General features: G+C 39.7%; 1 protein-coding gene. It reads right to left on the reverse strand.

What is annotated here, in order from left to right:
- Positions 1 to 574 (reverse strand): phage tail sheath N-terminal beta-sandwich domain-containing protein (locus tag PT287_RS10010; protein ID WP_277134668.1); only part of this gene is annotated, 574 nt, incomplete at both ends.

Here is a 574-nt window from a genome sequence, read left to right on the forward strand (position 1 = left end):
GCGTGGTTGTCCCACCAGTTAGCTTATAGCTTGCTGCTGCGCTGATTGCTTCCAACTTACTTTGACCACCATCTTCAGCAGTCAAAGTAACACCAATGTAATCGTTACTTACTAAGCTACCAGCCGTTGTCGTAGTCACTGTTTGCTCATCGACAATTTCAGTGCCAAATAAAGTTGTCACATTAACAATCGTTGTGTTATTCGGATCCTTTTCCAAGCTAACAGAGATGTCGTTGCCTCTTGTGCCTGAATATTTAGCAATAAATTTCCAAGGCAAAGCTGGGTCATCAAGACTGGCTCTAGTACCATCATTGGTATTTAAAAAGAGGACTGTTTCAGCCCCCTTTAGTACCTGTTTCAATGCTAATAATTTCGGATCATCAATCGAAGTGCCTAGTAATTCTTTGAAATTACTATCGTTGTGTAATTCAATAATGCCTTTCTTACCCCAATTTAGTTGCGCATTACTTAATAATAGTGTTCTACCTAAATTAGAATCAGAAGTTGGTTGAGCAACGCCTTTAACATTAATATATGCTCCAGGACGTCGCTTATTCTGCGTTTTCCATGTTCC

It is taken from the genome of Lactobacillus sp. ESL0679 (genome assembly GCF_029433515.1).
Lineage (GTDB): Bacteria > Bacillota > Bacilli > Lactobacillales > Lactobacillaceae > Lactobacillus.